The organism is Microcoleus sp. Pol7_A1, from assembly GCF_036701085.1.
GTDB classification, from domain to species: domain Bacteria; phylum Cyanobacteriota; class Cyanobacteriia; order Cyanobacteriales; family Microcoleaceae; genus Microcoleus; species Microcoleus asticus.
Genome location: NZ_JAUBQD010000017.1, coordinates 67,317 through 88,986 on the forward strand (window position 1 = coordinate 67,317; position 21,670 = coordinate 88,986).

The 21,670-nt window shown below is 45.6% G+C and carries 28 protein-coding genes and 1 tRNA gene; 15 read left to right on the forward strand and 14 right to left on the reverse strand.

Features of this window, described 5'->3' with window-relative positions; translation table 11 throughout:
• Positions 1-123: 123 nt before the first annotated feature.
• From QUA20_RS12510 to nadA, 6 genes are all read right to left on the reverse strand, one after another.
• Positions 124-678: a hypothetical protein gene (locus QUA20_RS12510; protein WP_172191051.1), complete on the reverse strand. Its 555-nt coding sequence runs from the start codon at positions 676-678 to the stop codon at positions 124-126.
• A gap of 337 nt (positions 679-1,015) precedes the next feature.
• Positions 1,016-1,132 (reverse strand): photosystem I reaction center subunit VIII, encoded by a 117-nt coding sequence (locus QUA20_RS12515; protein WP_015174678.1) that lies wholly within the window; start codon positions 1,130-1,132, stop codon positions 1,016-1,018.
• 57 nt (positions 1,133-1,189) lie between these two features.
• A complete protein-coding gene (locus QUA20_RS12520) occupies positions 1,190-1,699 on the reverse strand; it encodes a photosystem I reaction center protein subunit XI (protein WP_172191067.1) in 510 nt (169 codons plus the stop codon).
• 114 nt (positions 1,700-1,813) lie between these two features.
• On the reverse strand, positions 1,814-2,530 hold the full coding sequence (locus QUA20_RS12525) for a TIGR04283 family arsenosugar biosynthesis glycosyltransferase (protein WP_333189147.1): 717 nt from the start codon (positions 2,528-2,530) through the stop codon (positions 1,814-1,816).
• A 322-nt stretch (positions 2,531-2,852) separates the two neighbouring features.
• Positions 2,853-3,470: a TIGR04282 family arsenosugar biosynthesis glycosyltransferase gene (locus QUA20_RS12530; RefSeq protein WP_333189148.1), complete on the reverse strand. Its 618-nt coding sequence runs from the start codon at positions 3,468-3,470 to the stop codon at positions 2,853-2,855.
• A gap of 179 nt (positions 3,471-3,649) precedes the next feature.
• Positions 3,650-4,618, reverse strand: coding sequence for a quinolinate synthase NadA (gene nadA, locus QUA20_RS12535; RefSeq protein ID WP_333189149.1), 969 nt, complete (start codon positions 4,616-4,618; stop codon positions 3,650-3,652).
• A 211-nt stretch (positions 4,619-4,829) separates the two neighbouring features.
• Between nadA and QUA20_RS12540 the strand changes: the two genes are divergently transcribed.
• Both QUA20_RS12540 and QUA20_RS12545 read left to right on the forward strand, forming a co-directional pair.
• Positions 4,830-5,747 (forward strand): TIGR04168 family protein, encoded by a 918-nt coding sequence (locus QUA20_RS12540; RefSeq protein ID WP_333189150.1) that lies wholly within the window; start codon positions 4,830-4,832, stop codon positions 5,745-5,747.
• Positions 5,748-5,781: 34 nt separating this feature from the next.
• Positions 5,782-5,868: transfer RNA gene (locus QUA20_RS12545), tRNA-Ser, on the forward strand.
• Positions 5,869-6,022: 154 nt separating this feature from the next.
• Here QUA20_RS12545 and QUA20_RS12550 read toward each other — a convergent pair.
• Both QUA20_RS12550 and QUA20_RS12555 read right to left on the reverse strand, forming a co-directional pair.
• Complete coding sequence (locus tag QUA20_RS12550; RefSeq protein WP_333189151.1) at positions 6,023-6,343, reverse strand: translation initiation factor; 321 nt, start codon at positions 6,341-6,343, stop codon at positions 6,023-6,025.
• A gap of 108 nt (positions 6,344-6,451) precedes the next feature.
• Positions 6,452-6,955 carry a hypothetical protein gene (locus tag QUA20_RS12555; RefSeq protein ID WP_333189152.1) on the reverse strand — a complete coding sequence of 168 codons (504 nt, stop codon included), beginning with the start codon at positions 6,953-6,955 and terminating at the stop codon, positions 6,452-6,454.
• Positions 6,956-7,250: 295 nt separating this feature from the next.
• Here QUA20_RS12555 and QUA20_RS12560 point away from each other — a divergent pair, with 295 nt between their 5' ends.
• Positions 7,251-7,433, forward strand: a complete 183-nt coding sequence (locus QUA20_RS12560) for a hypothetical protein (RefSeq protein ID WP_333189153.1) — start codon at positions 7,251-7,253, stop codon at positions 7,431-7,433.
• A 47-nt stretch (positions 7,434-7,480) separates the two neighbouring features.
• Positions 7,481-7,999, forward strand: coding sequence for a pentapeptide repeat-containing protein (locus tag QUA20_RS12565; protein WP_333189154.1), 519 nt, complete (start codon positions 7,481-7,483; stop codon positions 7,997-7,999).
• Positions 8,000-8,098: 99 nt separating this feature from the next.
• Here the strand turns inward: QUA20_RS12565 and QUA20_RS12570 are convergent, their stop codons facing one another.
• Positions 8,099-8,221 carry a hypothetical protein gene (locus QUA20_RS12570; RefSeq protein ID WP_006633228.1) on the reverse strand — a complete coding sequence of 41 codons (123 nt, stop codon included), beginning with the start codon at positions 8,219-8,221 and terminating at the stop codon, positions 8,099-8,101.
• A gap of 20 nt (positions 8,222-8,241) precedes the next feature.
• On the opposite strand from QUA20_RS12570, the gene QUA20_RS12575 reads away from it, so the two are divergent.
• Positions 8,242-8,853: a DNA-3-methyladenine glycosylase gene (locus QUA20_RS12575; protein ID WP_333189155.1), complete on the forward strand. Its 612-nt coding sequence runs from the start codon at positions 8,242-8,244 to the stop codon at positions 8,851-8,853.
• Positions 8,854-8,902: 49 nt separating this feature from the next.
• Positions 8,903-9,202 (forward strand): hypothetical protein, encoded by a 300-nt coding sequence (locus QUA20_RS12580; RefSeq protein ID WP_333027404.1) that lies wholly within the window; start codon positions 8,903-8,905, stop codon positions 9,200-9,202.
• Between the two features lie 143 nt (positions 9,203-9,345).
• On the opposite strand, the gene QUA20_RS12585 is transcribed toward QUA20_RS12580, so the two are convergent.
• Positions 9,346-10,842 (reverse strand): glycosyl hydrolase family 57, encoded by a 1,497-nt coding sequence (locus QUA20_RS12585; protein ID WP_333189156.1) that lies wholly within the window; start codon positions 10,840-10,842, stop codon positions 9,346-9,348.
• 180 nt (positions 10,843-11,022) lie between these two features.
• Between QUA20_RS12585 and QUA20_RS12590 the strand changes: the two genes are divergently transcribed.
• The 6 genes from QUA20_RS12590 (at position 11,023) to QUA20_RS12615 (ending at position 14,666) form a co-directional block, all read left to right on the forward strand.
• Positions 11,023-11,751, forward strand: coding sequence for an AIM24 family protein (locus QUA20_RS12590; protein WP_172191029.1), 729 nt, complete (start codon positions 11,023-11,025; stop codon positions 11,749-11,751).
• 33 nt (positions 11,752-11,784) lie between these two features.
• Positions 11,785-11,925, forward strand: coding sequence for a hypothetical protein (locus QUA20_RS12595; RefSeq protein ID WP_333189157.1), 141 nt, complete (start codon positions 11,785-11,787; stop codon positions 11,923-11,925).
• A 104-nt stretch (positions 11,926-12,029) separates the two neighbouring features.
• Positions 12,030-12,329 (forward strand): hypothetical protein, encoded by a 300-nt coding sequence (locus QUA20_RS12600; RefSeq protein ID WP_333189158.1) that lies wholly within the window; start codon positions 12,030-12,032, stop codon positions 12,327-12,329.
• Complete coding sequence (locus QUA20_RS12605; protein WP_333189159.1) at positions 12,316-12,561, forward strand: hypothetical protein; 246 nt, start codon at positions 12,316-12,318, stop codon at positions 12,559-12,561. The genes QUA20_RS12600 and QUA20_RS12605 overlap by 14 nt, the downstream gene beginning before the upstream one ends.
• Before the next feature lie 40 nt (positions 12,562-12,601).
• Complete coding sequence (gene glgA / locus QUA20_RS12610; protein WP_333189160.1) at positions 12,602-14,077, forward strand: glycogen synthase GlgA; 1,476 nt, start codon at positions 12,602-12,604, stop codon at positions 14,075-14,077.
• Between the two features lie 220 nt (positions 14,078-14,297).
• Positions 14,298-14,666 carry a DUF4342 domain-containing protein gene (locus QUA20_RS12615; RefSeq protein WP_333189161.1) on the forward strand — a complete coding sequence of 123 codons (369 nt, stop codon included), beginning with the start codon at positions 14,298-14,300 and terminating at the stop codon, positions 14,664-14,666.
• Positions 14,667-14,783: 117 nt separating this feature from the next.
• Here QUA20_RS12615 and QUA20_RS12620 read toward each other — a convergent pair whose 3' ends face one another.
• The 3 genes from QUA20_RS12620 to QUA20_RS12630 form a co-directional block, all read right to left on the reverse strand.
• Positions 14,784-16,109, reverse strand: a complete 1,326-nt coding sequence (locus QUA20_RS12620) for a serine hydrolase (protein WP_333189162.1) — start codon at positions 16,107-16,109, stop codon at positions 14,784-14,786.
• Between the two features lie 289 nt (positions 16,110-16,398).
• Entirely contained in the window at positions 16,399-16,737 is a 339-nt protein-coding gene (locus QUA20_RS12625) for a hypothetical protein (RefSeq protein ID WP_333189163.1), read from the reverse strand.
• A 31-nt stretch (positions 16,738-16,768) separates the two neighbouring features.
• A complete protein-coding gene (locus QUA20_RS12630; protein WP_333189164.1) occupies positions 16,769-16,942 on the reverse strand; it encodes a hypothetical protein in 174 nt (57 codons plus the stop codon).
• 276 nt (positions 16,943-17,218) lie between these two features.
• Here QUA20_RS12630 and QUA20_RS12635 point away from each other — a divergent pair, with 276 nt between their 5' ends.
• The 3 genes from QUA20_RS12635 to QUA20_RS12645 all read left to right on the forward strand — a co-directional run bounded on the left by QUA20_RS12635 (position 17,219) and on the right by QUA20_RS12645 (position 21,080).
• A complete protein-coding gene (locus QUA20_RS12635; RefSeq protein WP_333189165.1) occupies positions 17,219-19,084 on the forward strand; it encodes an AAA-like domain-containing protein in 1,866 nt (621 codons plus the stop codon).
• A gap of 121 nt (positions 19,085-19,205) precedes the next feature.
• Complete coding sequence (locus QUA20_RS12640) at positions 19,206-20,156, forward strand: phytanoyl-CoA dioxygenase family protein (protein WP_333189166.1); 951 nt, start codon at positions 19,206-19,208, stop codon at positions 20,154-20,156.
• 324 nt (positions 20,157-20,480) lie between these two features.
• Positions 20,481-21,080: a Uma2 family endonuclease gene (locus QUA20_RS12645; protein WP_333189167.1), complete on the forward strand. Its 600-nt coding sequence runs from the start codon at positions 20,481-20,483 to the stop codon at positions 21,078-21,080.
• A gap of 47 nt (positions 21,081-21,127) precedes the next feature.
• Here QUA20_RS12645 and QUA20_RS12650 read toward each other — a convergent pair whose 3' ends face one another.
• Positions 21,128-21,646 carry an O-acetyl-ADP-ribose deacetylase gene (locus tag QUA20_RS12650; RefSeq protein WP_333189168.1) on the reverse strand — a complete coding sequence of 173 codons (519 nt, stop codon included), beginning with the start codon at positions 21,644-21,646 and terminating at the stop codon, positions 21,128-21,130.
• Between the last annotated feature and the right edge of the window lie 24 nt (positions 21,647-21,670).

A 21,670-nucleotide genomic window follows, 5' to 3' on the forward strand; every position in this document is an offset into this window, starting at 1 on the left:
CTAGAACGGGAATCAAAGCTATTACTTTTGGCAGATGGCAAGAACTTCACAGTCTTATTTTGGCAGACTTAGTTCTAATAGCGCCAGACTGGAGTCGGGCGCGGAGTTTGACCATAGACATTGCTACTTGACGCGAGCGAGGCCACCGAGGTTAAATTTTGACAGCCAAGCTTCGCGATCGCTAGCGGTAAAAGACGGATCGCGGGATTGAACTTTCACCTGATAGCGATTTGCCACTAAAACAGCGGTGATATTAGCACCCTGATTAACTGCGGGATAGCCGCCGATTTGCTTGGTACTTTGCTGAAATTTTGCGCCTGCCGAGGGGTTGCCGGCGATGTCGTTAATCGAGAGCATCGCGACATTTTTACCGCCTTTGTTCAGCTTAGCTTCAGCAAAACCGGATTTTTCTTGAGCGAAGACGCGATCGAATCCACCGCCAGAAGACGGGAAGTATTTATTTAATTGGCCGCCTGCAACTGCCTTTTTGGGCAGGTTTTGATTACTAGCACTTGATTTGTCAGCAGTTGTCTGCTTGGCTTGAGCAGGTTTTTGGGTGCTTTCCTGCTGGGCTTTGTCCCAGCGGGAGGGGGCTTGGGTTTGACCGCAGGCGGTCACCAGCAGAAGTACCGAGATCAGGAATGGAGCTAAGATTCGGCGTGCGGGGGAAAATTGCATCGCTGTCTCCTCATGAATAAGTTTCCATAACAATTGTGGCTTAGAATTTGGCAATTTGTGTTCCCTAATCGGATAATTTGTCTTATTTGTAAAAAAATCCTCTGCCTGCAGGCAGAGGATTTTTTGGCAATTACGAGTTCTGAAGTAAGAAAACTGAAAGATTGCTCCACAGATAAATTCTGGGGATGGGGGTAAAGAAGCTAAGTTTTGTGATTGCCAGCAATCTCAAAACAATTTTTGCTGATTTTCCCTAGATTTATCTAGAAATTTCAGAGAAATTGTTCGTCAATCGTTTTACTTCGGCTTTCCAACTTAGGTCTTACTTTCGGGGTAAGGCTCAGGCGTCGCTTTCAATGTAGATAAACAACAAACCCATTACCACAACCGGCATTAACCATGTAATAACCGGAATCAAAATCCAAGGCAAGAAAGAAGCAGCGTAGGAACCTGTCATATCTAATTCTCCAAACTAAAGTTAGTGTGTTCCAACAGGGGTATTTGGCAGTGAAACCTAATTGTTGACTAAACCCCGGAAAATGGCGTCAACGCCGTTAAAGTTTTCGAGTAAGAAATAGGCAGCAAAGACGCCGCTCATCCCGCCAATGAAGAAACCAGCGGTAAGCTGGCTCCACCCTTCAGCATTTCTGAGGGAATCGGGAGTCATGGGATTAGCACTAGGGTAGCTGGTGTTGTCTTGCTTGAAAGACACCAAACCGTAAGCAGACATACCTAGTGTGCCAAGCAGAACTAAGACGAGGGCTGTAATTAATCCGCCGAGATTAGCTGCTTCGGGATAATCCCGCAGGGGTCCGAAGACGATTTCGGGGCCGACGAGGAAATAACCGTGGGCCAAACCGATTTCTAGACCTCGAACTAGGGGCGAGAGTCCTTTGCGGTAAGCGGGCAAGTTCCCAATGAATGCTTTTGTGAAATCAGAAGCACTGATGGGAGTTGCTAGATGACCCGTGAAGGGGTCGCCGTTAAAGGGTTTAATAAGCTCTGCATCTCTGGGATCGGCCATATTCTGTTTGTCCTCGCAGTTTAATAAAGTTGAGGCGTTCAAGTCATATTTTACGCAGGGACGTGTTTCCTATTTACATAATTAACGGTGAGCTTTAGAAAAGTTCACTATTCTTTAGTTTTCAGAAGAATTTTTCTTTTGTCCCTTATACCAGAAAGCGAGTCGATCGGGCGACACTCCCAGGAAATAAGCGATGATTACTATTTGATTAATGGCGGTGGTTTTGATGACCCCAAGCTGCTGCCAGCGACGGGCGGAGGTCAGCACTGGCTGGGGTACTATTTCGATGCGGCCTTGTTTTTTCAACCGGCGCACGAATTCAAAGTCTTCCATGAGGGGCAAGTCGGGAAAACCGCCCATTTTGTCAAAGGTAGCTGCTTTGAGGAAAATGGCTTGATCGCCGTAGGGCATTTGCAGAAAGTTCGATCGCCAGTTTACCCCTGTTTCTACCAGACGCAGACAGAACCTGCGGGCCTCAATCTTGAGTTGAAAGGCCCCCGCTACTGCGGACGGTTTAGCGAGTGCCTCACGCGCGCCAGAGTCGTACCCGCGAGGCAAAAGAGTGTCGGCGTGGAGAAACAGCAGGATTTCTCCAGTAGCTGCGGCTGCACCTGCATTCATTTGAACTGCGCGACCTCGGGCCGTGCAGATAACTCGGATGCCCAAAGATTTTGCTATATCTGCTGTACCGTCGCTGCTGCCGCCGTCGGCGACAATTATTTCGACATTTTTTGCCTGAAGGGCGGTGGAGATGACTCGGGCAATTGTAGGCGCTTCATTTAAGACGGGAATTATAATAGAAATTTTGAGATGGCGATTTTCTGGCGGCATACTGAATTAAGCAGCCCGTGAGATAGAGGGCGGGTTTTGTACAAAGCTTATCTGTTATTTGCTAATTTTTTACGCCTGACCAGCGCCTAGATTCGGCTTTGATCTGGGAGGGCGGGTTTTGTACAAATGTGAGTTATTATTATTTGCTACTTTTTAGCTTTTGATCGCGCCTGGGAGTATTCTCTCAAGCGCTGTCTAACCGCTGCATTTGGTTAGACAAATACACTTTATATATTATGACATTCTGGTTTCAGGATCGAGTAAATTTTTATAATCAACTAGGATAAATTATCTTAGTTAATATAATTAAAATCGACTTTAGTTATTTCAATATATTAATATCTAAACCGCGCAGGTCTTCTGGTCGATCGATATCTGCAAGAGTGGGAAGATAAGCAATATTGAGGTCGAGATTTTGGGCGATCGCCTGCGTACAAGCAAATACTTCACTGGTTCCCCACTGAATGCCACCGAACAATTCCGGTATCGTTCGCCGCAGCCCGATCAAATAATAACCTCCGTCTTTTGCCGGGCCCAAAACTAAATCGTGCTGGCTCAGTTCCTCAAAAGCTTGTGCCATGATTTCTGCTTTCAAACCAGGACAATCAGTGCCGATAATTGCAGTTTTCTCAACCCCTGAATTAAAAGACTTTTCAAATGCTGCTGTCATTCTTGCGCCCAAATCGCCGTCTCTTTGATTTTGACAAATAATATCATTTCCTAACCACTCTTGCATCAGTTGTTGGCTGCCGCCGGATCGGTGAATTTCTACGGATAATCTGCGGGATTTTTGGAGAGAGAGAGCGCAGGCGATCGTCCGTTGGGCCATCAAGCGGTGAAGGTTGGCAGCGCCTGTTTTTCCCAGCACCGGAATTAGTCGAGTTTTGGTTGTTCCCGGTTCGGGATAGCGAGTGAAAACAATCAGTTTTTCCGGCATCATTTATCGTTCATGAGTTTTAAAGGAACCTCACAGGCGCAGAGGCGCAGAGGAACAGAAGAGAAAGAGTTTGACAACTGATTCACGGATTGCCGATCGATGTTGATGGGTTAGGCGAGGATTTAATTTAATCGCCGCGCCCAACCCAGCATACAATATATTTACTTAAAAATAGCGAGGGGTTAGCTCATTTCTAGCATTCGCTGGATGGGCTGCAAGGCTGCTAGTTGGATATCTAGAGGCATGGTAATTTCGGGGGTTTGATTCTTTAGGGAGAGATACAATTTTTCCAAGGTATTTAATCTCATGTGCGGGCATTCGTTGCAAGCGCAGTTATTATTGGTGGAAGGAGCGGGGATGAAGCGTTTGTGCGGAGCTTGCTTTTGCATTTGGTGAATGATTCCCGGTTCAGTCGCGACAATAAAAGCTTGGCTAGAACTGGACTGAGAATATTTGAGCAAAGCGGTGGTGGAGCCGATGTAATTAGCGTGGCGCAGCACGGGAGGTTCGCATTCTGGGTGGGCAATTATTTCGGCTTCGGGATTTTCGATTTTGAGTTGAACTATCTTTTTTTCTGAGAAGTTTTCGTGGACGATGCAGGCTCCTTGCCAGATTTCCATATTTCTACCGGTTTGTTCCATGACGTAGCGGCCGAGATTGCGGTCTGGTCCAAAAATTATCGGCTGATTTTCAGGAATTTGGTTGACAATTTTAACAGCATTAGAACTGGTGCAAATTATATCGCTCATTGCCTTAATTGCGGCGGTACAATTAATGTAGGAAATTACCAAATGTCCTGGTCGAGCGGCTTTGAAAGCTGCAAAGGCTTCGGGAGGGCAACTGTCGGCTAGGGAACACCCAGCATTTAAGTCTGGCAACAATACTAATTTGTCGGGATTGAGAATTTTTGCGGTTTCAGCCATGAAATGAACTCCGGCAAAAACAATGACATCGGCGCTGGTGTTGGCAGCTTTGCGTGCAAGTTCTAGGGAGTCGCCAATGAAGTCTGCGATGTCTTGAATCTCGGAGTCTTGGTAATAGTGGGCGAGAATGACGGCGTTCAACTCTTGTTTGAGGGCGTTAATTGCTGCAAACAAGTCGTCGGGCAGTCGGGTTTGAGTCAAGTTCGGAGCAGGTGCGGTGGTAAACACAGTTAGAATATTCCGGTGAAGGTGGCGAAGACAGCTAAAGTGTATTTTGAATTATAGTTGAATTCACCAAAAAGTGCTGGCTGTTCAGTGCAGCCAATCTAAAATCTAAAATCTAAAATCCAAAATAGGCTGGGGGAGAGTGCAAAAATTGGTCGCTGTTTCTTATGCTGAGTAAGAAGGGGCTAGGGATCGATCGCACATGACAAATCACATGAATAAAGCTAAATCTATCAAAATTGCGGTGGTGGGGGACGTTCACGATCTGTGGGAACCTGAAGACGGCGAGGCCTTGAAGCATCTGGACGTTGATTTGGTGCTGTTTGTGGGGGATTTTGGCAATGAGTCGGTGGAGGTGGTGCGGGCGATCGCCCAATTGGACATTCGGAAAGCAGCAGTTTTTGGGAACCACGACGCTTGGTACACGGCGACAGAGTGGGGCCGCAGTCAGTGCCCTTACGATCGAACTCAAGAAAATTGGGTGAAACAGCAGTTAGATTTAATGGGAGAAGCTCACGTCGGTTACGGGAAAAGGGATTTTCCCGAATTGGGCGTAACTGTGGTGGGAAGCCGCCCGTTTACTTGGGGGGGAGCGGAGTGGAAGTACGGGGATTTTTACTCGGAGTGGTTTGGGGTAGAAAGTTTTGAGGAGTCGGCGCGGCGCATAGCAGCGGCTGCTGCTCAGGCGGATTGCGAAAATGTGATTTTTTTGGGTCACACGGGCCCGACGGGGTTAGGAGAGGCTCCTGAAGACCCCTGCGGGCGAGATTGGAAGCCGCTGGGAGGGGATTGGGGCGACCCGGATTTTGCGGAGGCGATCGATCGAACTCGAAGTTCTGGGAAGCACATACCTCTGGTAACTTTTGGTCATATGCACCACAAACTGCGGCACACAAAGCAGGAGTTGCGGAAGTCGCTGGAGGTGAGTGCGGAGGGTACGGTGTATTTGAATGCGGCCAGCGTACCGCGAATTGTGGAGAGAGAGTGCTCGAAACTGCGCAATTTCTCGATCGTCCTGCTGGAAAATGGAGCAGTGTCGGAAGTGTCTATGGTATGGGTAGGCGAAGATTTCGCGGTAGAAAGAGAACAAATTCTTTATCGGCGCACTGAATCTGCGGCTATTTGTAGTTAGAGACATTTGCTGGTATGATAAAATTTATGCGCCCGGAGAGGTGGCAGAGTGGTCGAATGCGCTCGACTTGAAATCGAGTGTGGCAGTGATGTCACCGTGGGTTCAAATCCCACCCTCTCCGTTTAATAATTCTTGTCGGTTAAGGGTTTCAGATTCTCTATTGCCTCAAGAGTTCCCTTTTCCGCTCATCTTTCGCTCACTCGTGGTATTTCCCCAAAAAAAACACCCCCGCAGGGGTGGTGTTGCTTACCAGGTAATTTTTCTAGCTAACTGACTCAACTAAACTCTTCCTCATCCGCCGGGTCGCCGTAGGGGTCTTCGCTGGCCGGACTCACGTCGCCGAACATTCCAGCATCCGCTACGTAGTCAGCCGGGTCGCCGTAGGGGTCTTCGCTGGCCGGACTCACGTTGCCGAACTGTCCGTAGTCGGTACCGGCGTTGTCGGCGGGGTCGCCGTAGGGGTCTTCGCTGGCCGGACTCACGTCGCCGTACTCTCCGGGATTTGAGGGATCTTCGTAATTGCCGTCAGCATCGACTTGCTCGCTGTCTGACCCGACGACCGCATCTTTTAACTTCCGGAAAAATCCGTCTACCATGATAAAGTTCCTCTTTTTTATGTGTTGAAAAATGGCTGTTTTAGATTAAGAATCTCAGATTTAAGTGAAAATCACGAAATCGGCAATCTAAAATCTCAAGTGGTTAGGCTACTGTGCCGGAACAGGACTTGTAGCTTCCGGCACGGTAGTAAGGTCTCGACCGGTAGTTTGGTTGTTGTACCCCTGGAATTCGCGGTAACGCGATGCCTCGGACTCCGGAACTGTAATTCCTTCAGGCGGGGGCGTTACCCAGACCGCGCGATTCTGGGCATCGCGGTAGTAAACGCGACCGTTTTTGGAAAGGTAATGTTTTCCCTGCGGCCCCTTTTCTTGTTTATTTTTGTACTGATTGTAGATGTAGTAAAGGGCGGCTGCTCCTGCTAAAGTAATCCCTACTTTTTGAGCAGTGTTGAGTCCTTTTTTAGCTTGTGGCGTAGGAGTGGAGCCGCGATTAGGTTGCACTCCTCCAGCGCGAGTATTATCAACAGGAGGCGGAGTAACGGAACTTTGATCGCTAGAACCGCAAGCACTTACAAAGGGAAAGGTCAGCAGCGTTGTCAGCAGCAGAGCCATGAAGCGCGATCTTTTGGGTTCGGGTTTGATTGTGTTCATTGCCGCTCCGAATTGTCGGGATTATAGGTAGAGTGTGTTCTGGCGAGGTTGAGGAACCTGAGCTGCTGCCAACAGTTTTTAGAGTAAATTAATTTCTCAAAGCAATTGTGACAAAAAAAGTAGTTGCTGAGAACTTAACAGCGCAGCTACAGTATGGCGTTTATGGCGTTTCTATTTTAATTATCCTCAAGTCTCTCGAAAATTTCCTCTTTCCAGGGATATAAATAAAGTTTCTTTTATTTCAGTCCGCAGGTATATGCCAATGCGCGCCTTCAGGTAATAATAAATTCCGTTTGTGGACGGCTCAAAGGAAAGTGAAGCAGACGGACGGGACGAGTCCGAAGCTCAAAGCAGCACTGGTGAGGGAAAGGAGGCGGGATGTATAAGTCTGGCGGTGTTTAATTGCGCCGGACTTATTGACTCAGATGCAGACAATTTTGTTGTGGAAATTCTGGAGAGGTCGATCGCACTATTGTAGAAATCTATTAACCGCGATAGAAAGCCCCCGCAGCTTTTCGGATATTTATGAAATTAAAGAATTTATTTACTGCTGGATTGTCCATCGCAGTTGTATTTACTGTGGCAAAATATCTAACTTTTTCAAATCAACAAAACCAAGTCAAGGAATTGCTGCAAACAAAACAGTGTCCCGAATGCAATTTTAGAAATGCCAACCTCAAAGGATTAGACTTGCAAGGAGTCAACTTGCAGGGAGCAAACCTAGAAGGTGCTAACTTATCAGGAGCAAAATTGGCAAATGCCAACCTCAAAAATGCCAACTTAAATAGAGCCAATCTGACGGGAGCTGATTTGGGCTGTGCTGGTATCACTTTCAACCTTGAGGCTAAAGAAAAAGAAGCAAATATGGATTTTAATGTCACGGCTGTTCCAGAACATAATAACCCAGAAAATGCAGTAGTTGGTTTCAAGATGAAAGCAACGGATCGAGGGGCGACAATGCGTTTTAACCTCATGGGATGCGCTGAATTATCGAATGCTAGCTTGCAAGAAGCTCAAATGCCAGATGGCAAAATTCACCCTTAGTAAGACTAGCAAATAATGTTTAAATCGATTAAATCGAAAGAAAACCGCTGCCTGAAAAACAGGCAGCGGTTTTTTAAGAAATTAACTGCACGCCTAAAATTAGTGAGCAGAACCGTTACCGTGATACTTGTCAGTATCGTAGAATCCGTTTTTTGTGCCGAAGAACAGACAGCAAACGGTGAAAACTGCTGTCAAGACTGCTAAAACTAACTTAACGTCCATAATTTACCTGCTGTTATTGAGTGAGTGCAAATACTCAGATTGTAGAATCTTTTTGGCTGGCGCGACCATCTACCAGCGTAGCGCCAGATTTGCTGGGATGCTCGCTGGTGCGGCAGTTTCCTGACGGCGAGACAATTCGGGGAATTATTGTCGAAACCGAAGCTTACGGCCCGGGAGACCCCGCTTGTCACGCTTACCGACAGCGCACTCCTCGCAATGAGGTGATGTTCGGGCCTGCGGGTATGAGCTACGTTTACCTAATCTACGGGATGTATCACTGTTTTAACGTGGTGACGGATGCAGAGGGAGTTGCTAGTGCTGTGCTGATTCGAGCTTTGCAGGTAGATGCGGTTCCCCAAGAATTCGCTGGAATTCCCGAGAAGAAGCGATCGCGCCTCGCCGCCGGGCCTGGGAAACTGTGTAAGGTACTGAAGCTCGATCGAACTTTAAGCGGTTTTCCCTTGGGTGCAGGCCAACCGCTGCGGTTAGAACACCGGAGCGATCGCTTTCAGCAAGCTGTGGAGGAGGGTACAATAAATTTTGTGCAAACTACGCGGATCGGAATTTCTCAAGGAATTGATTTGCCTTGGCGGTGGTATGTAGGGAACTCTACGGCTGTGTCACAACTCTAGTAATGTCAAAGGTATCAGCGTAAATTTTGTAGCTTATCTTAGTGAAATTATGGCTTACTCTTCTGAAAATCCGATCGTACAACTCAAGAAATGCCTAACCCTGGTTCAGGATGTTAGCACTCACACCGAAGCTAACCGGGCCTTCGAGCAATTGTGTGGGATTATCGATGCTGAAAACCCAATGGCGGCGCAACTTTTGGAGATGTTGTGGGAAGAAGCAATTATGGCGAGGCGATCGGCTTTATTTTGGCAACAAATGAGCGATGTTGAGAAAGATATGGCTAATAGAATGATGGAAAATATGACGCAGATGCGGCAAAACTATTTGCGGCTGATGCAGGAAATGTAGACAGTAATTGGTAAGTCCGTGTTTGTAGTGAGGACTTTTGTCCTCTCTTTATCAATAAAGTTTTCTAGATGTAGGGTGCCTCAGCGCCGATATTTGAGGAGGCTCAAACACTTTGTTTCCGGGGCACCCTACAATAAATTCTCCTACTTCATTAAAGCAGCGCCACGGTTGTAAAGTTCGCGCGCGTAATCAGTCCAAGTTCCCTGTCCCCAATAGCGGAAACAGCTTGTTTGTAGCAGCAAGTTGTAAAGCAAAGCTTGTTGGTATTCAAACTGCTTAGTAACGGCGCCATCTTGCTGCACCAGCGGGTCATATTTTCGGTGAAATGCAGCGCTGAGTAGATTCATCGGTTCCAAGACGTTTTCGTAGCCTTTTACCCAACTCAAATCGTTAGTCCAAGAAGCACCATCCATGTGAAAATTATGGTCGGTTTGCTTGAGTTGGGCGATCGCACTTTCCACTTTTTCCGGTGTCGCACTATCAGGATCGACTAACTGCCAGATTTTGTGCTGGTTAATCCCCTGACAAACAGGATAATCTTCAGGATTAACGCCCGCCGCCTCAATTATTTCCAAATATTCAGTCCCGTTTAAACCGACAACGCCGGATTTTCCCCCGCCTTGTTCGCGGTTTTCGTGCCAAGCTTTGACAAAGGCGCTGGGAAATTCATTCATCATGACGCCGCCATTTTCGCCGTCGGCAATTTGAGTAACTAAAGAAGGAACTGTGACATTGCCAATTTGCTGTTTATTGCGTCCTTTGGCTTCGTAATAAGGCTGCATTTGACCGACCAATTTCGTATCTGAACCTTGGGTTTTAATCAAAGCAGTAATACTGATTGTTTCGCCGCGAGAATTGCGGGCAACCAAACGGTTGGGAATATATTTTTGGTCTTGCGACAATCCCGAACCGTCGGGATTTTCTACAGAATGTTCCTGCACCATCAGCCAGCGATAGCCGCATTCTTTCAAAGCTTTGATGTATTCGTAAAGTGTATCAGGGTGATTGGGAAAGTGCATTTCTGGGGGCGAAAAACCTTTAACACGCTTCAGGGCATCCAAGCCAAAAATTGCCGCAAAATGATGTTGCCATGCTTGAATTTGGAGTTTGATGTCGGGAATGGGAGTTGAAGGAATGACGGCGTGACTCCACATTGTCCCCAGCCATTCTACGTGGGGTTGATATTGAGGATCGCAGGTAATCCGCTTGAGATTATCAAAGATATCGTCGCGTCCCATTTGGCGCAATCCCCACAATAAGTTGCCCGAATAGTCGAGCATAATTCGCGGGTTGCAGCCTTCAGCAATTAGTTGGGGAATAAATTCTCCCATGCGGGAATAGCACCAAGCAAAGACTCCGGCGTTGTGATTATCTCCTTGGTTGGGATGTTCAAACATATGCTGGAGATTGCAGATCAGTTCGCCGTTTGCACCGGCAGGAATTGTCGGTTGGTGCATATGCAGGGCGCAGGCAAATCCGGCTTGAATGTTTTCTAGGCGCAGATTTGTGGTAGGTAGAAAGATTGGTTCGTTGCTATTGGCTGCGGCATTAATTTCTGCTTCGGAGCCGCAAATATTGGGTAATCCTGAGTTGATTTCTTGTAAAATGGGTAAATTGGGAGATTGTGCGATCGCAGGCATAAATTTTTCTCAACAATTGTGGAGGGGCGCTGTCTGCTATTGCTAAGATAGCTAGATACTTTAACAGTAGCAGAGGATGTCTGCAAAAGATAAATTTTACAAGATAAGTCCGGGATCGCGAAAGTCCCAAATCAAGGGTCAAATGTTTAACACATTTCAACTAAATACGCGAGGTATATTATGAAATACGAAATCCAAGTTTTGGAACCAACGGATTTGTGGTACATCCAAAATAACATCAATCCTGAAACCAATAAGTTTTACCATCCCACTAAAAATATTCCCCTCGTTCAGCAAGTAGAAATTAACTTGAACAATTCGGGAGTGATAATTCAAAAAGGTGCGCTGCATTGGTGTATGGGGAAATTGACTTCCGGTGTTTATAAAACGGATAACCGTTTGAAAGATATGTGGGTATCTTTGACAACGGAAATGGACTACAACGCTCCCGTATATCAAGGAACTGGTACGGTGAAGCTCGAACCGAGACAAAAAGGGAATTTCCTGCATTATACGCCGATCGAGCTTTCGGATGCAGAGCAGTGGGAGTTTGATGACGGTGTATTTCAGTTTTGTTCCGACAATGTAGTTATCGGTGCTAAAAAACTGAAATTCCGACAAGTGGCTGCTTCTAATGACGGTAGGTGGAGAATTGCTGTTACAGCTTTGCGCGAGCAAAAAGCTACTGTTGTAGCAGCTACAAGTTCACCGGCTAAGGTTGTTGAACTCAAACAAGGTGAAACTTTGATAGCTGATTGCGATTTGGTTAAAGGATTTACCAAGGGAATTGAAGAAGATTATCGAAAATTAGGTCATTTTGGCAAAGGCGGCGGGGAGGGTTATGTTTGGTTTTATCAAGGGAAAGGTAAATTATTAGTATGTGAAAATGATGCGATGGGTTTGGGATAACTTGTTCCATTGCTGTCGAGCGGCATGAAAAATATGAGTTGGATTTATGCAATACAAGGAGGAAGAAACATCGCACAAAAATTTGCAGGCATGAAAGTGTCTGAGATTCTCAAAGGTAAAAAAGGTAGTATAAAACAAGCACAGCTTCCGGCAAGTTCGTCAAGTTGGGAATAATTTAGCGAAATGATGATATGGGAGCAAATAGAAAGAGGTGTTGAAGACAATATCCCAGGCTTTAGGATAGCTCGCAAATTGTTGAGCGATCGGAGATTTGATAGATGAAAAATAATGGGTTTGACCAAGTAATATTATTTTTGCAAAAATTGGAAAAACAGGCGATTGATTACAGTTTAGCGCATCATCGCGATGAAGCTATGATGGTAATTGTATCTGTACCTGGGGAACGGTGGGAAATTGAATTTTTGAGTGATGGTTCGGTGGAGGTAGAGAAGTTTGTCAGTAATGGAGAGATTGCTGGAGAAGAAGCTTTGAGTGAGTTATTCGATCGATATTCGGAACTAGACGAGACAAATGGCGATTTGGCTCAAAAGATTGAGTTGACAAATGCGAGAAAATGAGTTAAATTTTGCGGAATTTGCGATCGAGTTGCCACAATTTCGACTTGCTCAACCGATGATTTTTCCTTTGAAGGAGAGCTTGCAGCTTCGCCTCGATGATATCCTTCCCCGTTGGGCTATTGCCAGCGATCGCCCGAATCTGCCCCAACATCCGCTAGCTGTGCGTATTTCCTTGTATTCCCAATGGCCGACTTGCTTATTTGTCGCGAACTCATATACTTTGTCAAGTTAAGAAATTATTTTTTTGATTTATCCAGGAGCGAGAAAAAAAAATGTACATTGTACAAATTGCCTCGGAGTGCGCCCCCGTCATCAAAGCAGGGGGTTTGGGCGACGTAGTTTACGGTTTGAGTCGGGAGTTGCAGAATTCCGGCCACTGCGTCGAGATTATTCTACCCAAGTACGACTGCATGAGGTACGACCACATTTGGGGACTTCACGAGGCCTACCGGGATTTGGCTGTGCCCTGGTACGGCGGCGAAATCCTCTGTGATGTCTTGTGCGGCTGGGTGCACGGGCAGTTGTGTTTTTTCATCGAACCTCGCTCTCAAGATAACTTTTTTAATCGCGGCTGTTATTACGGGTGCAATGACGACAATATGCGGTTTGCATTTTTCAGCAAAGCCGCTTTGGAATTTTTGCTCAGAAGCAACAAGCGTCCCGATGTGATTCACTGTCACGATTGGCAAACTGGTTTGGTGCCTGTCTTGCTGTTTGAAATTTACAAATACAATTGGATGGAATATCAGCGAGTCTGCTATACCATTCACAATTTCAAACATCAAGGCATGGGAGGTAGCGATATTTTGCAAGCAACGGGTTTGCACAGACCGGATTATTATTTTGAGTACGATCGCCTCCGAGATAACTTTAACCCTTTTGCCATCAACTTTATGAAAGGTGGCATTGTGTACTCTAATTTTGTCACCACAGTTTCGCCGCACCACGCTTGGGAAGCTCACCTCGGCGAGTTTGGCTACGGTTTGGGCCACACTTTGCATTTGTATCAAGAGAAGTTTCGCGGGGTGCTCAACGGCATTGATTACGATGTGTGGAATCCCGAGACCGATCGCTATATTCCGCACCACTACACTCAGGAGGATTTGGCAGGAAAAGCCAAAACTAAAAAAGCTTTGCGCGATCGCCTGTTACTGCGCGATGCTGACAAGCCTATTATTACCTTTATCGGCCGTTTGGACGACCAAAAAGGCGTTCATCTCGTCCACCACGCAATTTATTACTCTCTGAGTAAGGGAGCGCAATTCGTGCTTTTGGGTTCTGCGACGGAAGCGGGAATTAACGCGCATTTCCAGCACGAAAGACAGTTTTTAAATGATAATCCAGACTGCCATTTAGAACTAGGTTTTAATGAGGAACTGTCGCACTTAATTTATGCGGGTGGGGATATGATTGTGGTTCCCAGCAATTACGAGCCCTGCGGGCTGACTCAGATGATCGGGTTGAGGTACGGTACTGTTCCTGTGGTGCGGGGAGTTGGCGGTTTGGTGAATACTGTGTTCGATCGAGATTACGACACCCGCCACCTCCCTGAAGAGCGCAACGGTTACGTGTTTTACCAAAGCGACTACGGCGCTTTAGAGTCGGCGCTCGATCGGGCGATCGGATTGTGGTATGACTATCATGATGAATTTGAAAAACTCATGCTTCAAGGCATGAATTGTGACAATTCGTGGAAATATCCAGCTAAAGACTATGTGGAAATTTACGAGCTAATTCGACACAAATAATCACTAGGGGCGGCTTTTCCCAAAGATATTTTCTATACCTTTAGGAATAGATTAACCCGCCCTTTTCTAACCAGACAGAGATAAGGTTTTGAGTAAAAGTGGGGGGGTGGAAAGTACGAATGCAGATTGTAGGGTTTCCTTGCCTGTCATTCCCAAGTGCGATCGCCGAAGATAAGGGTATACAAATTAAACGGTTGGTTTTCACCCGCCCCTACAAAAAATGAACTCACAACTAGAACAACAAGTAACGATCGTACAAGACGAAACAGCAGCCGGAAATTCAGCCAACCCAACAGTTGAAACTCCTTTATTCGCTTCAGAATTTGCAACCGAAGAAAAAGTCAGAGTGGAAGAATTCAAGATTAGCGCCGACAGTTTAATTGCTAAAGTCAAAGAACTAATTGAGCAAGGAAAACTCCGCCGCCTCGTCATCAAAAACTCGCAAGGGCGGATTTTGGCAGACATTCCGCTGATGGCTGGATTGGTGGGCGGTGTTGCAGGCTCGGTAGCCTTTCCAATTGCTGCTGTACTTGCTACAGTTGGGGCAGTTGCGGCTCATTTGACTGTAGCCATCGAGCGGAAAGAATAGTCTTAAGTTAATTGTTAATTCAGCGCTTACGCAAGCCACACCAAAAACCCCGTTTCTGTGTTAATTGTTCGTATCAATCGACGATTTTTACCAGAAAGCGGGTTTTTTGCATGAGTTCTATAATTCCGGTACTTTCGCCGCAGGTTGGTCTAAATAATTGTAAACAATCCGCGAAATCCGACGCACAAAATCTCTCACAATCGGGTCATTGTAAGGACGTTTGACAAATATTGCGGCCAAATAACGCTTGCCGTTGGGCATATCAATAATTCCCGCATCGCCAACCACAAAACCGATATCTCCGGTTTTGTCAGCAATCACGGCTCCTGCGCCTAAACCCGAAGGTAACAGCGTTCTAGTTGTGGTGCGTCGCAGTAATTCTAAAGCTTGTTCCCGACTGGATTCAGAGACTAATTTATCGCGAGACAGCATCGCCAGCAGCTTTACCATATCCACAGAACTTGTTGTATTTGTTCCTTGAAAATCGCCGAGCCAATTGCGAATCCTCGTATCAGTTAATCCCCAACTGCGAAAACGCTCGTTGAGTTTAGCAATTCCCCCCAAACGTTCAATAATCATGTTGGTGGCTGTATTGTCGCTGATGGTAATCATTTTATCTACGGTTTCTCTGATGCTAAACCGAGTGCCATCTCGTTCGTCTTGCATAGTTCCAGACCCGCTGGCAACTAAGTCGGACTTCATAACTAATGTTTCGTCTAGGCTAACTTTGCCTGCGTCTACATCTTGATAAAAGGCTATCAGAATAGGTAATTTGATGGTACTCGCGGCCGGAAATACGCGATCGCCCTTGATATCCAAATAGTTTCCTGTATCTAAATCCAGAAAAAACATTCCGGCGCTGAGGGATCTATACTGTTCGATCGCACTTTCGATTTGAGGCTTGATGGCTGTCATTTCCAAGCCTGTTGACATCCCCAAATCAGCGGAATAGTTTCTCTGATTTGCGGGAGAAAAAGTGGGCGTAACTTGACCTGTTGTTTGTTCTATCCGGGTAATAGCTGTAGGTATAACAGACTCGTTTCCCGCTATTTGCTCGGGATTTGGCAACTGAAACGACCAGCGCGTGGCAGATTCTCTAATGACTCGGACTTGTTGCGGGTCTAACTTATAACCTGGAGTTAATTGTATGACTAACCTGGTAGTTTCGGTGTCAAACTGTCCGACTCTAATTTGTTGAATAGCTGAGTTGTAGCTTTGAGGAGTTTCGGGATATTCCAATACTATTCCCGGTAAATCAATTACTAAGCGGGTGGGATTTGCAATGAGTTTGACTTGCGGCTGAACTCCTGAATCCGTGGTTAAATTGAGTTGGTTTTCGCTGGCATCGAAGTGCCAAGATGTTAGTGTATCAGCTTTTGCGGGTAGGGCGATCGACAAAACACTAATTAAAGCAGGCAACAGCCATCGCAGTTTTGGAGTCATGTTTAAAGACAAAGAGTTTAACAGTGGCAACGAGAAAGCGGCGGTCACAGTGTTCTCGACCGCTTTCGAGACGAAGCACATAGGATCATACAGTCAACTCTGCCTGCCGCCGTAATTTTTTTTATTTTCTTTGAGAATATTTGGTTTTCGGGACTCATATCAAATCCGGTTCTATTACCCCTTTTTCTTCCAGTCTCGTGCAGGCGGACGAAAGTTTGTTTAGTCAGTCGTCAATTATCTTCGCCCAATTATTGTTTTGTCCGCGCGAAATGTATGCGCCTTAGATGAATTAAAGTTTTGGTGTCGCCAGATTTCTAGCATCTTCGAGCGAGTCGATCGCGGCTTTGAGCAACACTTTTTCTTTAGCAACAAATCGGCGATCGCTCAAAGGATCGTAAGCTTCCCAATTACCGCTAACTTCGCGGTCGCGCCACAAAAACCAGCAGCGGTAGATTTCCCCGCTATCAATATCATCGCACAAAGCCAGCCAATCATCCCCTGTGAGAGCGCTGGCATCTAATGCTACCAATTCAACCCACGCAAGTGCAGTGCAGGCATCGATCGCCTCAGCATCAACGGAGTCAGATTTTGTAGCTGTAGGTTGCGGCGAGCAAAGTGTAGACTTCATAATTTCTCCTTAATTAAATCAATGAATTTCCCTATTTATGGAACTGCCCCGGTACGGGAATTGGAAAAGCTGTGTTTTGATGAATTTCTGATTGGTCAAATTTACCAGCCGCTGATGCTTCTGTTAAATTATTAAGTGTATTAATTGTGAAAATGGCGCCGGTTCCTAAAGCGGCCATTGCCAGTCTGTGTAAGATTTTGCTCATTTGGCTGCTCCTTTTCTGCTGGGTGTATCTACTCTAAAAATTTAAGCGGTCATTAGCGGCGGAGATTGGGGAGTTAAGAAAAAATTTTTATACTCAAATATATTCAACTGTTGAAGCCGTTATCAGGACAGAGTTTGAGGAGTTGATCGCCCCAAAAACTACTCCAAGTAAAATGCCTTAAATTCCGGCTAGCTGACTATCTCCCTTAAAATCGCCTAAAATAGGGACTTAAGGCGTTAAACTTCCTAGATTCCTTTCCCTTTCAGTGCAAGCGAAGTGCTCAAGTCAAAACGCGATCGCGGTCGCATTCTCACTGCCTCTGGCTTAAAGAAACTTAACGAGGCGCTCCAAGAATGGTCTGACCGACATAACATTAGAGGTACTCTGACTGAAATAGAGGCCGAGTCTGGCGTAGGTGCCGATACAGTCAGCAAAATTAAGCAGGGTAGAGAAGGTGCGGATTTGAGTAAAATTCGCCAGTTGTTCGCGGCTTTTGAGATGACTCTGGCGAATGGCGACCACCGATCGGCTAAACTTGAAGAACCGGAAAATTTAGACGAGCTGGACAATTTGCCGCCAGCGGGGGAAACAGCCACCAGCAGCAGAATTGTTAAAGTATTTGTCAGTTATCGCAACGCCGAACCCGATCGCGAGTTGGGAAAACAGTTAGAAACGGCCTTAAGCGCGATCGGTCATACAGTGTTTACAGCAGAAAATAACATTAGATTGGGAGATAATTGGTTCGATCGCATTAATTTTTTCCTCCAAGAATGCGATTATTTGCTCCTACTATTGCCGCCAACGGTCAGCCAAAGCGAACTGCTAACATATCAAGTTCAGCAAGCAAAAGAACTGCAAGATGCTCGCGCTGACAGAAGACCAATAATTCTCCCCATCCGCGTCGGTTTTCCGCTGAACGCGCCTCTAAATCACGATTTGCGCGGCTATCTGTACCGGATCAAACAGAGGGAATGGAAAACCACAGCCGACACTCCAATTATTATCGAAGAAGTTCTGAACTTGCTAGCAGAAGAACCCGTACCAGTGACCGAAGAAACGGAAAATTTAACACAAAAACAGCTATTAGAAATTAGCAGCGACGAAACACCTCTACCCGCCGCCGAATCGGAATTACCCGGAGGACAAGTCGATGTCGCTTCTCAATTTTATGTAGAACGCCCGCCCATCGAAGAACGCTGCTATCAAACTATAGTGCAGCCCAGCGCGTTAATTAGAATCAAAGCACCGAGACAAATGGGCAAAACTTCCTTGATGGCAAGAATTTTGCATCACGGATCCCGTCAAGGCTATTGCACCGTGCCACTAACTTTTCAGTTAGTAGATAAAGCCGTATTTGCCAACTTAGATAAATTCTTAAAGTGGTTTTGCGCTTACGTCGGTCGCGAGTTGCACTTAGCAAATCAATTAGACGATTATTGGGACGAGATTTTTGGCAGCAAAGTCAACTGCAAAGATTACTTTGAAAAATACATTTTGCCGCAAATCGACAGTCCTTTAATTTTAGGATTAGACGAGATCGATCGCGTTTTTCAATATCCCGACATTGCCGAAGACTTTTTAGGACTGCTGCGGGCGTGGCACGAAGAATCGAAGCGGCGCGACATCTGGAAAAAACTGCGATTAATTGTAGTTCACTCCACCGAAGTTTACATCCCGATGAACATCAATCAATCGCCTTTTAATGTCGGACTTCCCGTAGATTTGCCAGAATTCAACCATCAGCAAATACAAGATTTAGCAGCGCGCCACAACTTGAATTGGTCGGAAGCCGAAGTTGAGGAATTGATGGCAATTGTCGGCGGACATCCGTATTTAGTGCGAGTTGCATTATATCACATTTCGCGATCGGATTTGACACTCGATGAATTAAAAGAAACTGCGATCGCAGATGCTGGAATTTATAGCGACCATTTGCGCCGGCAGTTGTGGAATTTAGAAGAATATCCAGAGTTGGCGCAGGGAATGAGAGAGATTGCAGCGGCGGATTCTCCGGTGCCATTAAAAGCGATGCAGGCGTTTAAATTAGACAGTTTGGGGTTGGTGAAATTGCATGGTAACGAGTGCGTGCCGAGGTGCGAGTTGTACCGGCAATATTTTAAAACAAATTTGGGAGTTAATTAATTGGAGATTTTAGCTTGTTAATGACGTAAAATCAGCAGTAGGGGGAAAGATTAGCACAAATATCGCAAAAGAGCGATCGTCCCGGCTTTCCCCTGTGCAGTATCAACGTAAAATAGGGTCGATGACTGAAGAAACTGTCATTCTGAGAAAGTCTCTTGACTTAGATAAATTAATTCCACTTCTGCCACAAGCAGAAGATATTAACTACTGGCGCGATATCAACCCCAATTCCACTATTTCCGATCGACCATTTGATGGCTTTTCAGAATTTTCGGGAATCCAAAAAGCAGAATTTCACGAGTACAGGCTGCAACTGCGAGAAGAAGGCTATTTCCAAACACCTAGCGTAATACCTGCTGCTACTATTCACCAGATGCGCGACTGTATAGAAAATGTCAGAAAAGCAGGGTTTCCGACAATGTTTGCCCTCGTCTACGATGTCTTCTATCAAGCATTTGGTTACTTTAACTCAACTTTGACAGGAATTCTGGGAAACGGCTACAAGCTAGTTCCAAATTTTTGGGTTTATTACATAGAAACTTCTGACAGCGGCAAAGGATTTGAGCCTCACCGCGACGCCGAGTACGAAAATACTATAGACTCCAACGGTATGCCGACAGTGCTTACTCTCTGGGTAACAATTACTGAGGCTAATCCCCTCAATTCATGTATGTACATGATTCCGGCAAACCGCGATCCAGAGTATGCTGAAGCTATCAAAAATCTCAAAACAAAAGCTACTAAATTTGCCTTGGAAGATATCCGGGCTTTACCTACACAAGCTGGTACTCTATCGTGCTGGGATCAATACGTTTTTCACTGGGGAAGCCGCAGCAGCAGTCGGGCTAAATCGCCTCGAATTAGCTATGCAGTATATTGTCAGCGAGGGGATATTCCACCCGTTGATGATGCGATCGTCGATATCCCATCAGTGCTTGATTTCCCAACGCGGTTATCTCTGATTTGCAGAGGTTTGTATCGCTATTCTTACGCCAGTTTACAGCCATCACCGGAGGCGGAAGCATTGTTAGATTTCTTGAATAAGCATAGGGAAACTATGAAAAAAAGTTAATATAATTTTCCCAAAAAGCCAGTCATCTCAATTCCGGTTGCATCGGAATGATTTAACCGCTATTGACGCAGAGCAAGCAGAGGAAGAGAACAGAGAAATGGGGATAAGTAACCGGGATTTGGTATGATTTCTGTAATTAATAATCAGGTGAACGGTGCCCGTGAACGATATTTTTTTGATAACTTCCGACAATTGGCTAGACTGGATTACCGTGTTTGGTTATCTAGGTTTTACTGCTTTCATTGCATGGCGCGTGTTCACCACAAAGTAGATATATGTTAAAATCAGGTAAAATCATAACTAAATTAACTCCCGCATACTGTTATGTCGCCCGTTGAAAGCGTCGCAGCAATTCCGAACGATCTGATTTTGCGCTTGAGCATAGAGCAGTATCATGCGATAATTCAAGCTGGCATTCTCACGGATGATGACTCTGTAGAATTGCTGGAAGGTTGGCTGGTTTTCAAAATGCCAAAAAATCCACCGCATCGAGTAACAACTCGTCTTGTCAGAACAGCTTTAGAGAACATTTTACCTGCGGGGTGGTATGTTGATTCCCAAGAACCGATAACGCTATCTAACAGCGAACCCGAACCTGATATAGTGGTTGTTCGAGGGGATACGCGACAGTATATCGATCGGCATCCTGGTGCTGAAGATATTGCCCTGATTATTGAAGTATCCGATACGACGCTTCAGCGCGATCGAACTGTAAAAAAACGGATTTATGCCCGCGCTGGAATTGCGATTTATTGGATTGTGAATCTTCTTGAAGGACTGGTTGAGGTGTACTCTCAACCTCTTGTTGAAGTTGAGCAGCCAGATTACAGTCGAAGGTTAGATTTTGGGCGATCGGCTGTTATACCGATTATTATTGAAGGAATAGAAATTGGGGCGATCGCTGTAAATTCTCTTTGGCCTTAAGATACAATGAGTAAATCCTAAACTTGTAGGGTGCGTCTGATGAAGTTTTAGAGAGATTTTTTATGGTTGTATTTAGATAGAATCCTCTCATAAATTTCATAATTCTCTCGATCGAAACAGCAAAAAATTACTTTTTGAGAACCACCATTATTTTGTATATATTCCGAGCATACCTTCACTGCAATCTCACCTGCTAGAGCTTTAGGATAGCTGTAAATGCCGGTGCTAATGCAAGGAAATGCCAAACTCTCAAACTCTCGATCTGTGGCAATTTGCATACACTTACGGTAACACTCGGCTAAGAGTTCCGGTTCTCCATCATTACCCTTCCGCCATACTGGCCCTACTGTGTGGATGACGAAGCGTGCAGGCAATTTATATCCCTTAGTTAGTTTAGCATCACCAGTCTTACATCCTCCAAGTAATCGGCATTCATCAAAAAGTTCCGATCCTGCTGCTCTGTGTATTGCTCCATCTACTCCACCACCACCCATTAAGCTGCTATTTGCAGCATTCACGATCGCATCAACTTCCAGTTTTGTAATGTCTCCCAAAATAACTTTCATGTTCTACAATAGTAAACTGTAGAC

What these genes read in the sequence shown, in the direction of transcription:
- QUA20_RS12615 (WP_333189161.1), top strand. Translation starts at nt 14,298, where the DNA reads ATGAACTCACAACTAGAACAACAAGTAACGATCGTACAAGACGAAACA.
- QUA20_RS12525 (WP_333189147.1), bottom strand. Translation starts at nt 2,530, where the DNA reads ATGCCGCCAGAAAATCGCCATCTCAAAATTTCTATTATAATTCCCGTC.
- QUA20_RS12650 (WP_333189168.1), bottom strand. Translation starts at nt 21,646, where the DNA reads ATGAAAGTTATTTTGGGAGACATTACAAAACTGGAAGTTGATGCGATC.
- QUA20_RS12595 (WP_333189157.1), top strand. Translation starts at nt 11,785, where the DNA reads ATGAGTTGGATTTATGCAATACAAGGAGGAAGAAACATCGCACAAAAA.
- glgA (WP_333189160.1), top strand. Translation starts at nt 12,602, where the DNA reads ATGTACATTGTACAAATTGCCTCGGAGTGCGCCCCCGTCATCAAAGCA.
- QUA20_RS12605 (WP_333189159.1), top strand. Translation starts at nt 12,316, where the DNA reads ATGCGAGAAAATGAGTTAAATTTTGCGGAATTTGCGATCGAGTTGCCA.
- QUA20_RS12625 (WP_333189163.1), bottom strand. Translation starts at nt 16,737, where the DNA reads ATGAAGTCTACACTTTGCTCGCCGCAACCTACAGCTACAAAATCTGAC.
- QUA20_RS12620 (WP_333189162.1), bottom strand. Translation starts at nt 16,109, where the DNA reads ATGACTCCAAAACTGCGATGGCTGTTGCCTGCTTTAATTAGTGTTTTG.
- QUA20_RS12510 (WP_172191051.1), bottom strand. Translation starts at nt 678, where the DNA reads ATGCAATTTTCCCCCGCACGCCGAATCTTAGCTCCATTCCTGATCTCG.
- QUA20_RS12565 (WP_333189154.1), top strand. Translation starts at nt 7,481, where the DNA reads ATGAAATTAAAGAATTTATTTACTGCTGGATTGTCCATCGCAGTTGTA.
- QUA20_RS12645 (WP_333189167.1), top strand. Translation starts at nt 20,481, where the DNA reads ATGTCGCCCGTTGAAAGCGTCGCAGCAATTCCGAACGATCTGATTTTG.
- QUA20_RS12570 (WP_006633228.1), bottom strand. Translation starts at nt 8,221, where the DNA reads ATGGACGTTAAGTTAGTTTTAGCAGTCTTGACAGCAGTTTTCACCGTT.
- QUA20_RS12630 (WP_333189164.1), bottom strand. Translation starts at nt 16,942, where the DNA reads ATGAGCAAAATCTTACACAGACTGGCAATGGCCGCTTTAGGAACCGGC.
- QUA20_RS12530 (WP_333189148.1), bottom strand. Translation starts at nt 3,470, where the DNA reads ATGATGCCGGAAAAACTGATTGTTTTCACTCGCTATCCCGAACCGGGA.
- QUA20_RS12555 (WP_333189152.1), bottom strand. Translation starts at nt 6,955, where the DNA reads ATGAACACAATCAAACCCGAACCCAAAAGATCGCGCTTCATGGCTCTG.
- QUA20_RS12585 (WP_333189156.1), bottom strand. Translation starts at nt 10,842, where the DNA reads ATGCCTGCGATCGCACAATCTCCCAATTTACCCATTTTACAAGAAATC.
- QUA20_RS12550 (WP_333189151.1), bottom strand. Translation starts at nt 6,343, where the DNA reads ATGGTAGACGGATTTTTCCGGAAGTTAAAAGATGCGGTCGTCGGGTCA.
- QUA20_RS12640 (WP_333189166.1), top strand. Translation starts at nt 19,206, where the DNA reads ATGACTGAAGAAACTGTCATTCTGAGAAAGTCTCTTGACTTAGATAAA.
- QUA20_RS12520 (WP_172191067.1), bottom strand. Translation starts at nt 1,699, where the DNA reads ATGGCCGATCCCAGAGATGCAGAGCTTATTAAACCCTTTAACGGCGAC.
- QUA20_RS12590 (WP_172191029.1), top strand. Translation starts at nt 11,023, where the DNA reads ATGAAATACGAAATCCAAGTTTTGGAACCAACGGATTTGTGGTACATC.
- QUA20_RS12600 (WP_333189158.1), top strand. Translation starts at nt 12,030, where the DNA reads ATGAAAAATAATGGGTTTGACCAAGTAATATTATTTTTGCAAAAATTG.
- QUA20_RS12540 (WP_333189150.1), top strand. Translation starts at nt 4,830, where the DNA reads ATGAATAAAGCTAAATCTATCAAAATTGCGGTGGTGGGGGACGTTCAC.
- QUA20_RS12515 (WP_015174678.1), bottom strand. Translation starts at nt 1,132, where the DNA reads ATGACAGGTTCCTACGCTGCTTCTTTCTTGCCTTGGATTTTGATTCCG.
- QUA20_RS12580 (WP_333027404.1), top strand. Translation starts at nt 8,903, where the DNA reads ATGGCTTACTCTTCTGAAAATCCGATCGTACAACTCAAGAAATGCCTA.